8 protein-coding genes are annotated in these 9,319 nt (G+C 71.3%); 3 read left to right on the forward strand and 5 right to left on the reverse strand.

All coding sequences use genetic code 11. From position 1 onward, the window contains the following. Positions 1-282 precede the first annotated feature (282 nt). Together K6I34_RS38390 and K6I34_RS24275 are read right to left on the reverse strand one after the other, a co-directional pair. On the reverse strand, positions 283-768 hold the full coding sequence (locus K6I34_RS38390; RefSeq protein ID WP_275127140.1) for a hypothetical protein: 486 nt from the start codon (positions 766-768) through the stop codon (positions 283-285). Positions 769-1,023: 255 nt separating this feature from the next. Next, positions 1,024-2,289 (reverse strand): DUF418 domain-containing protein, encoded by a 1,266-nt coding sequence (locus K6I34_RS24275; RefSeq protein ID WP_229328460.1) that lies wholly within the window; start codon positions 2,287-2,289, stop codon positions 1,024-1,026. 188 nt (positions 2,290-2,477) lie between these two features. Here K6I34_RS24275 and K6I34_RS24280 point away from each other — a divergent pair, with 188 nt between their 5' ends. Next, positions 2,478-2,882: a VOC family protein gene (locus tag K6I34_RS24280; protein WP_229328461.1), complete on the forward strand. Its 405-nt coding sequence runs from the start codon at positions 2,478-2,480 to the stop codon at positions 2,880-2,882. Between the two features lie 74 nt (positions 2,883-2,956). On the opposite strand, the gene K6I34_RS24285 is transcribed toward K6I34_RS24280, so the two are convergent. After that, positions 2,957-4,483 (reverse strand): carboxylesterase/lipase family protein, encoded by a 1,527-nt coding sequence (locus K6I34_RS24285; protein WP_229328462.1) that lies wholly within the window; start codon positions 4,481-4,483, stop codon positions 2,957-2,959. 93 nt (positions 4,484-4,576) lie between these two features. Here K6I34_RS24285 and K6I34_RS24290 point away from each other — a divergent pair, with 93 nt between their 5' ends. Both K6I34_RS24290 and K6I34_RS24295 read left to right on the forward strand, forming a co-directional pair. Then, positions 4,577-5,233, forward strand: a complete 657-nt coding sequence (locus K6I34_RS24290; protein WP_229328463.1) for a TetR/AcrR family transcriptional regulator — start codon at positions 4,577-4,579, stop codon at positions 5,231-5,233. An 87-nt stretch (positions 5,234-5,320) separates the two neighbouring features. Beyond that, positions 5,321-5,830 carry an O-acetyl-ADP-ribose deacetylase gene (locus tag K6I34_RS24295; RefSeq protein ID WP_229328464.1) on the forward strand — a complete coding sequence of 170 codons (510 nt, stop codon included), beginning with the start codon at positions 5,321-5,323 and terminating at the stop codon, positions 5,828-5,830. Positions 5,831-6,304: 474 nt separating this feature from the next. Here K6I34_RS24295 and K6I34_RS24300 read toward each other — a convergent pair whose 3' ends face one another. Together K6I34_RS24300 and K6I34_RS24305 are read right to left on the reverse strand one after the other, a co-directional pair. After that, positions 6,305-7,696, reverse strand: a complete 1,392-nt coding sequence (locus K6I34_RS24300) for a gluconate:H+ symporter (RefSeq protein WP_229328465.1) — start codon at positions 7,694-7,696, stop codon at positions 6,305-6,307. A gap of 271 nt (positions 7,697-7,967) precedes the next feature. Next, positions 7,968-9,319 (reverse strand): hypothetical protein (locus tag K6I34_RS24305; protein WP_229328466.1); only part of this gene is annotated, 1,352 nt, incomplete at its 5' end.

Here is a 9,319-nt window from a genome sequence, read left to right on the forward strand (position 1 = left end):
CTCCACCATCTCCCGGCCGGGAGCCGTGACATCCCCGCCCCCCGAAAGACCATACGCACGACCAGCGCACACCCGTACCCCGATCCCGCAGCCACCACCCCAAACAGCGACCACAAGCACACGCGTTCACATCACCCCGGCAGTGCCTGGCGGCGGTACGGACGCTCCGCGTCCTGAACCCGATGCGGCGACGCTCCGCGTCACAACACCCGGATACGATTCCTCCCCGGCGTGAACACCGGGGCCTCCTCGCAAGAAGCCGGTGAACGCGGACGGGTCTGCCTAATGGTGCCAGCGCGGGCGGCCACTGCCCGTGCCGCAGGTGATGAGCCGTCCATGGGCGTCGTGGGTGCTGGATCCCACGTCGCGGGTGCGGCAGAACTGTCCTGCCTCGTAGCAGTTCCCGGCGTTGGAGAGGATTTCGCAGGCCGCGCTCCGGGAGGACCCGGTGGTGCTGCCGTGGGTGCGCTTCGGGGCGGGCGCGGCGGCGGCGTCGCCGTCCGGGTCGGGTGTCGGCGCGGCCTTCGCGGGGGCCGGGGCCTTTGACGACGGCCGGTGCGCGGGAGACGCGGAAGGCGACGGGCTGTCCGTGGGCGTCGGCGAAGGTATGGCCGTCGTGGTGGCGGACGGCGACGCGGCCGAGCCCGTCGAGGTCTTGTCGTCCCCCGTGCAGCCCGTGAGCGTGAGCGCGGCGGCGAGGAGGAGACCGCCCGCCGCGGCGAGGCGGCGGTGGCGGAACGCGGGACGGGACATGGTGCGCTCGGGCAAGGCGAACTCCACGGTCGGTACGGGCGGATGCGTCGAGCCGCGTCCGGCGCCCGGCGTCCGTGCTCGTCGCGACGGGTACGCGGAAGGCGCCGCCGACACGTGGGGGGACGGCCTCCCACACATTAACTCCCGCCTGACTCCCGCCACAGCGATCACATGGTGGAGATCAGGGGATTCAGGGGATTTTTCATCGGGAGAGCGTCGTACCGCCGGAAACCGGGGTGGGTGTTCCCCCGCTCTCCCAGTGATGTGGCGTCACCTCTGGAGCACCCGCTTCTGCAGGGATTCGAGCGGTCCGGCGGTGAACTTCCGCAGCCACAGCGTCGATCCCGTCATGAGGACGGCGCACACCGTCGCCCACAGCCCGATCACCCACCACGGCCCGGTGTGCCCGAGGCGGCTCGCCAGGCCCAGGCCGATGCCGTAGGAGGCCAGTACGCAGAGCACGTTCTGGGCGACGTAGCACGTCAGCGCCATGCGGCCCACGGAGGTCAGGCCGGTCGTCAGCCCTCGTGACAGGACGCCGGGGCGCCGTGCGGTGCCGTGCAGCCGGTCCGCCAGCGTGCCGATCAGGCCGATGAGGCCGATGGCCACCACGGGTGCGGCCACGTACCGGCTCAGCAGGAAGAAGTCGCCCAGGGACGCCGCCGCGTTGAGCGGCAGCCCGACGCCCAGGCCCCAGGCGAGCATGCGCGTGCGGATGCGCCGTCCCGTGGCGTCCGGGGCGAACGCCCCCGCGCGGTACAGCCGTACCCCCAGCAGGAAGAGGAAGAGCAGCAGCCCGAAGGACAGGACCGGCTCCATGCGCAGCACGATCGCGTTCTGCAGACGGAACGTCACGATGTCGAGGTAGCCGCCGTGGGCGTAGAGCTCGACGACCTTGCTGTCGGTCCCCTCCCCGCCGCCGCCCGGCTCCGTGGCGGCGACGACCAGCGTGAGGAGGACCATCATCGCGAGATGGAAACCCGCCGCGGCCCACATCACCCGATGCCGGAACCGTTCCGTCCTGCTGAGCAGCCAGGCCACCACGAGCGCGGTGACCGCGTAGCCCATGAGCACGTCCCAGGCGAAGACCAGGACGAAGTGGACGGTTCCCTCGGCGAAGAGGAACAGCGCCCGCCACTTGTATCGCCCCGGCCACGGCTGTCCGCGCCTGGCGGCGGAACCGTACTGGATGGCCAGCCCCACGCTGAACAGCATGGTCAGCATGGACAGGAACTTGCCGTCGGCGAGGAAGCGGAAGACGCTCTCGACCGCCGAAGACCAGGAGGGCTCGGTGAGCAGGCCGTGCAGTGAAGCGCCCTCGCTGCCGGAGAGGACGCCCCACTCCGCCCCCGGGCCGGTGAAGAGCCAGACGTTGGTCATCAGCGTGCCCAGGATCGCCGTACCGCGCAGCAGGTCGAGCAACGGAATCCGCCCCGCCGGGCCGGTGGCCGCGCCGTGGCTGTCGTGGCGGTCGTGGCCGTCGGGGCCGCCCACCGGTCGCGACGAAGGCACGGCGGACCGCACGGTGTCCGTCATCGGTTTCCCCTCGGAGTCGTCGGTTTTCCTTCATCGTCACGGCGCGCGGGACGCCGGTCCTCGTAGGCGGTGATGAAAGCGCGCTACACCCTTCGATGTACCGGTGGGTGGAGAGAGGGGAGTCGGCGACGTCCGGAGTTCCCGTCGGACGGGTAGCGTTTCGTTCGCCTCGCAGGCAAGATCGCGGGATGCCGCATCTCGGACTGGTGACTGTTGTCGTACGCGACTATGACGAGGCCGTCGCCTTCTATCGCGACGCCCTCGGCTTCGAGCTCCTGGAGGACACCCCGCTCGACGGCGGGAAGCGATGGGTGGTCGTGGCACCGCCCGGGGCCCGGGAGACGGCCGTGCTCCTGGCCAGGGCCGCGGCGGGCGAACAGGCGGCCCGCGTCGGGGACCAGACCGGCGGGCGGGTCGGCTGGTTCCTCCATACCGACGCGTTCGACCGTGACTACGAGCGGATGCGGGCGGCCGGGGTCGTCTTCGAGGAGACGCCCCGGCACGAGCAGTACGGCACGGTGGCCGTCTTCCGGGACCTGTACGGGAACCGCTGGGACCTGATCCAGCTCGATCGCGCCGGTGGAGCCGCCTGAGCGCGCCTGAGCCCACACGGACACGCGGACACCGGCTCGTACGGGACGTACCCGGGACGTACCCGGAGCCCGGCCTACGCGAGGTCGAACGGGGCCGGGGCGTGGCCCTCCCAGATCCGGCGGGAGCCCTGCTCCGGGTAGGGCAGGGTCTGCGACACGGTGTCCAGGACGCGGGTGAGCCGCTGGTCGGGACGGTAGGCGGCCCATCCGGGGTCGCCGGTGGTAGCGAAGCGGACCCATGCCTGCCGGAGTTCTCGCGACACCGCGACGGCCTCGGGCGCGGCCGGGTCGCCGAGGAGACCCCGGCCGTTGGGACTGTCGAGGGTGCCGAAGACCAGAGGGACGTCGAGACTGTGGCAGGCACCCAGGACCCCGCCCATCGCCGGAGAGGCCAGGCGCAGCTCGAACAGGAACGAGGTGCCCCCGCCCGCGGTGTTGGCCTCGGCCAGCAGAAGGGACGGCATCCGGAAGGTCGCGTCCGAGTACACCGTCTCGACCAGTTCCTCCGGGGTGGCCGTCGGGAGGGCGGCGCGGTAGGCGCCGGCACCGTCCGGCCCCGGGGCGAACGTGTCCAGAGCGGTGCGGGCGTCCTGCTCGGTGAAGGTGCCCAGCCGCCCCGTCATGACGCTGAACAGCCGGAACTCGTCGCGGGTGTGGCCGACGAGGAGCTCGACCCCGTCCGCGCGGCCACCTGCCAGCGCGGGCCAGGGCGTCTCCGGGAGGACGTCGCCGTCGACGACGGGACACACGGCGATACCGGCCTGGGAGAGCCGTCCCCAGCTCCCGCCGTGGGCGGGGAGGTCGATGGTGAGGGCGGTGAGCTCGTCGGCCAGACGCTGCGGGGCGACGGCGGAGAGCGCCGCGGCCGTGGGTGCCGCGCCGAGCCGCCCGGCGAGCGTGGCGGCGACCTGTTCCGCCAGCGCGCGGGTGCTGTGCCAGCCCGGCACCGAGTGGGTGATGGCCCGTCGGAACAGCCCGCGTACCGGCTTCATGGTCAGCAGGGCGGCGACCGACCCCGCCCCGGCCGACTGCCCGGCCACGGTGACCTGGCCGGGGTCCCCGCCGAAGGCGGCGATGTTCCGTCGCACCCAGTGCAGTGCCGCGATCTGGTCGAGGAAGCCGCGGTTGGCCGGGGCGCCCTCCAGGAGGGCGAAGCCCTCGGCGCCCGTACGGTAGTTGACGCTCACCACGACGAGTCCCGCCGCGGTCAGTGCCGTCGGGTCGTACATCGGGTCGCCGGCGTCCGCCGTCATGTAGGCGCCGCCGGGAATCCACACCAGCACCGGCAGCCCCGCCGCGCCCGGATCGGGGGTGGAGACGTTGAGCGTCAGCCAGTCCGTACTCTCGTCCGCCGTGTTCTCGGCCGCCGGGCCCGCGGGAGTCGGCCCGGACCCCGGGGGCACGGGGCCGAACTCCACCGTCCGCCGTATCCCGTCCCAGGGATGAGGCCGGACGGGCGCGGCGAACCGGAGCGCTCCCACCGGCGCCTGCGCGTAGGGGATGCCGCGGAACTCCGCGTGCCCCTGCCGCCAACGGCCCTCGACCACGCCCTCCGCGGTACGTGCCCTCGGTGCTCCCAATGCCTTCGGCTGTTCGGACATGTCGTCGTCTCCTTGCCTCCGTAGGTGCCCTCAGCGTTATAGGTCAGGTGTATTATGTCAACTGTATTGGAAAGAGGGGCGGAGCAGCCGACGATGCCGAAACAGGTCGACCACCGGGAACGCCGCGAAGTGATCGCCCGCGCGCTGTGGCGCGTGGTGGAGCAGCGCGGCGTCACACAGCTGACGATGCGTGAGGTCGCGCAGGAGGCGGGCATCTCCCTGGGGCAGCTGCAGCACTACTTCGCCTCCCGGGAGGCGATGCTCACCTTCGCCATGGACTTCGCCGCCGAGCAGACCGCGCTGCGCGTCGACCGGGGCCTGAGGGAACTCGGCGACCGGCCGCACCCCCGCGACGTGCTCCGGCTGATGCTCACGGAAATGCTCCCCCTGCACGCCGACGCCCGCGCGACCAGCCGGATGAGCGCCGCCTACGTCCTCGAGGCCCTGCACGACGAGAACGTTCACGCGCGGGCCCGCGGCGGACTCCTGCAAGGGCGCGCCCTGGTCGAGCAACTGGTCCGCCAGGCGATCGCCGACGGGCACATCGCCCCCGACCGTGACCCGGTGACCGAGACCGACCTGCTCCTCGCCCTCACCGGCTTCACGACCCTGCTCGAACTGGACGTGATCACCCCTCAGGGCGTGCTCACCGCTGTCGACCGGCACCTGGACAGGCTGTTCACCGGAGAGGGAAGAGGGGAGGGGAGCGGGAAGGGAAGCTCTTCGGCGCGGGCTGACGGGCGTTCATGAGCGCAGGTCGAGGGCGACCGGAGGCGGAAGGCCGCACTCCCGGCCCTGCCGACACGCCGCCCCGGCGCACCCTGGAGAATGACCCGCATGATCACCATCACCTGCGTCCAGGGCGACATCACGCACCAGCACGTCGACGCCATCGTCAACGCTGCCAACTCCTCGCTGCTCGGCGGCGGTGGCGTGGACGGCGCCATCCACCGCGCGGGCGGCCCGGACATCCTCGCGGCCTGCCGCGAATTGCGCGCCGGGCACTACGGCAAGGGCCTGCGGACCGGCCAGGCCGTATCCACCACGGCAGGCCGCCTGTCGGCCCACTGGGTCATCCACACCGTGGGCCCGGTGTACTCCCAGGAGGAGGACCGCTCGGCGCTGCTGGCGTCCTGCCACCGGGAGTCACTGCGGGTCGCGGACGAGCTGGGTGCGAGGACGGTGGCGTTCCCGGCGATCTCGACGGGCGTCTACCGCTGGCCGGTGGAGGACGCGGCGCGCATCGCGGTGGAGACGGTGCGGGCAGCGGAAACGAACGTGGAGGAGGTCCGCTTCGTCCTCTTCGACGAGCGGGCGTACGAGGCCTTCGCCGCACAGATGACGTGACTGACCCGGCTCTCCGTCGAGAGTGTCCGCCCGGCCTGAGCCCCTTCAGATCCGCTGGGATGCTGCCCCGCTGTCAGGCGGCGGCATCCCGGCGGCTTTGTGTTTCGGGAACTTATAAGCGTGCTGGTGATGGCTCCGGTTCATGGACTCCCTTGCTTTCCTGCCGGTGTTTCTGCAAGCCAGGGAAGTGGAAGTAGGGGCAGTCGATTCTGATGGCTGAAGCAGGAGGAGGTGAGCCTGGCCAGAGTCGTAGTAGCCGAATCCGCTATATCGCCGGGGCGAAAGGGGAGCGTCCAGGCCTGGCAGCAGAAGCTTGGGGGAGTTCTCTGGGTACCACATGGCACAGGTAGGCGGAAGCGTCTTCTGGCATCCGTCGGGGCGCCACCGGTCACGTTGCGCAGCACCGCCGGGGGCTCCCGGGCACCGTCCGCCCGCGGCCTGGACGGACGCAGGGGGGCGCGGGCTCCGGGCCGGTCACACCAGGGCGTCCAGCACCAGGATGCCCGCGAGGGAGGTGAGGGAGAGCAGCGTGTGCAGCACCGTCCACGTCCTGAGCGTGCCGCCGACCGACAGCCCGAGGTACTCCTTGAACATCCAGAATCCGGCGTCGTTGACGTGCCCGAGGAAAGCCGAGCCGGAGCCCAGGGCCAGTGCGAGCAGGGCGGCCTGGGAGGGCGTCAGGCCGGTGGCGACCGGGCCGACGATCCCGGCCGCGGTGACCGTGGCCGCCGTGCCGGAGCCGACGGCCACCCGCATCAGCGCGGCCACCAGCCAGGCGAGCAGGATCAGGGAGAGGCGCAGGTCGTGGGCGGCCAGAGCGATGGCGTGGTCGATGCCCGCGTCCTGCAGCGCCTGCGAGTAGCCGCCGCCCGCGCCGACGACCACCAGCACCCCGGCGACCGGCGGGAAGCTCCGGGCCAGCGACGCCTGGACGCCGCGCCGGTCCGCGCCGAGGGTGTACCCGAAGGTGAAGAGGGACACGAAGACCGTCACGAGCAGCGCGATCACCGGCGAGCCGAGGAACTCCACGGCGGCGTACAGCGCGCCGTGGGGGACGGAGACGCTGTCGAAGACGGCCTTGAGGAGCATCAGCGCGACCGGCAGCAGGATGGTGGCGAGGGTGACCGGGAAGCTCGGCAGCCTGCGCGCGGCTGTCTCGCCGCCCTCCTCGGTCCCCCGGGCGGCCGTGGTGAAGGCGGCCGTGGTGGCCTCGGGGACCCGGGCCGGGACGCGGTGCCAGGCGAAGGCGGTGAACAGCGGCCCCGCGACGACGGCCGTGGGGACGGCGACGACCAGGCCGTAGACCATGGTCAGCCCGATCGAGGCGTGCACGGCCTCGATCGCGACCAGCGGCCCGGGGTGGGGAGGGACCAGCGCGTGCACCGTGGCCAGCCCGGCCACGACCGGGAGGCCGACGCGGAGCACCGGGTAGCCGGCCTGTCGGGCCAGTTGCAGCACCAGCGGCATCAGCATCACGAAGCCCGCCTCGAAGAACACCGGCAGGCCCACCAGCGCCGCGACGAGCGTGAGCGCCCAGGGCAGGCCCCTCGGCCCCACCGCGCGTGTCAGGGTGCCGACGATCTGCCGGATGCCCCCGGAGTCGGCCAGCATCCTGCCCAGGATCGCGCCGAGCAGGATGAGCACACCGACCGAGCCCGCTGTGCGCCCGAACCCGGTGGTGAACGAGCCGATGGCCTTCTGCGCGGGCTGCCCCGCCGACAGCGAGACGGCCAGGGACCCCACCATGAGGGCGAGGAACGCGTGGACCTTCAGCCAGCCGATGAGCAGGACGACCACGACGACGGACAGCAGGACCAGCGCCAGCAGCCAGCTGTCGTGCCCGGCCCAGGACCGGGCCGCGCTCATCGCCACAGCGGACCGGCGGCGGACAGCGGAGCCACGGGGGCCTCCTTCGGGTTCCGGAGCGGGAGGGGCAGCCGTAGGGCATCCGTATCCCGTACCGCCGCCCTTCGCCACCTGTGGACGGCGAACGGGCGGCGGGACGCCGCGAGTCGCCTCTCGGCGCGCCCGTCGCCCCGCCGGGGTTTTCCGCCGCGACGCCGGAAAGGCCGCCCTCGCATCCCTGCGAGAGCGGCCTCCGCCCTGCGGAAATCGCCAGGGAATTGCCTGAAGCTGCTCAGCCGTGGTTCAAGTACCACTTGTCCCGACGGTGCCCGCCCGTTTCCGTGTAAACCGCGTAGGCGTCGTAGTGCTCTGTGGCATCTGAGGTGTATATGTTTCCTCCGGTTGCGTCATTCCTCAGATTCACAGCATCGCCATTGGCGAAGACGCTATTGCCTCCGCGAGTGATGTCATTGCCGGGCTTGACCTCGACTGTGCTGTCGACGCCGAGGTTCTCCCCGTAGGGGCCTCGCAGGTCCCGGATGCGGAAGATCTTGTTGCCGGTGACGGCGGTGACGTTGCCGTTCGCCGTCAGGTCCCCGCCCACCGTCAGAGCTCCGTTCATCGTCGTATCGCCTGCGATGTTGACAGAGTTGTCCTTCAGCACACTGATGGTGCTGTTGACGTTGAGGTTCTCTCCGAGAGGTCCGCGCAGCTCCCGGATGCGGAAGATCTTGTCGCCGGTGACGGCGGTGACGTTGCCGTTCGCCGTCAGGTCCCCGCCCACCGTCAGCCCCTGAACGCCCGTGGCACCGGTGACCGTGACGTCACCGTCCACCGTCAGCCCCGTCAGCTTCGGGTTCTTCACCGTGACCGTGGTCGTCAGGTAGTGCGTGGTGGTGCCCCCGACGGTGTACGAGAGCTGGAACGTCGTGTCCCGGTCGATCGCGTCGACGTGCCATTCCAGGTCGTTGACCTTGTGGTCCTGGCCACCGTAGGAGACCGTGTATTCCAGCGTCTTCGGGCCGCTCCACATGAGGCGGACCGCGCCGCCCGCCTCCACCTCCAGCTTGTCCGCCCTGAAGTCGCAGATCGCCTGGACCGGGATCTTCGGTGCCGGGAACTTCGTGATCGGCAGCGTGGTGAAGCGCGGGTTGTCCGGCCACGTGCTCGTGTCCGTGGTGGCGACCTCGCGGATCTCGATGCGGGCTGTGCCGGGGTGGCGGCTGATCTTGAGGTTCTCCAGGGTGACGGTGATGCCCGAGACGTCGACCGGCGCGCCGTCCTGGGGCGGCTTGGCCACGAAGTGGGCGTAGTCGCCCTGCGGCAGGAGGGTCTGCGTACCGGCCTCCAGCCTCGCCACCGTCCAGTTCTCCCCGGCGTTGCCGTCGCCCGCGTCGGCCTCGACCAGGCTCTTGGCGAGATCGCCCTCGGGCAGGGAGAACACGATCTCCCGGCAGTAGACGGTGTCGCCGCCGCCGTTGGACACCACCAGGTGCAGGGCGGTCGCGGGGTCGTCGGTACCGGTGGCCGCGTACAGGGGGAACGGCTCGCTGATGAGTGCGTAGTCCAGCAGGGGGGCGTCCGGCTCGCTCACGGAGTCGGCTCCTTTCGGGGTGAGGGTCGGGATGAGGATGGGGGTGGCTG

The organism is Streptomyces sp. UNOC14_S4, assembly GCF_020740835.1.
Taxonomy (GTDB): Bacteria; Actinomycetota; Actinomycetes; order Streptomycetales; family Streptomycetaceae; genus Streptomyces.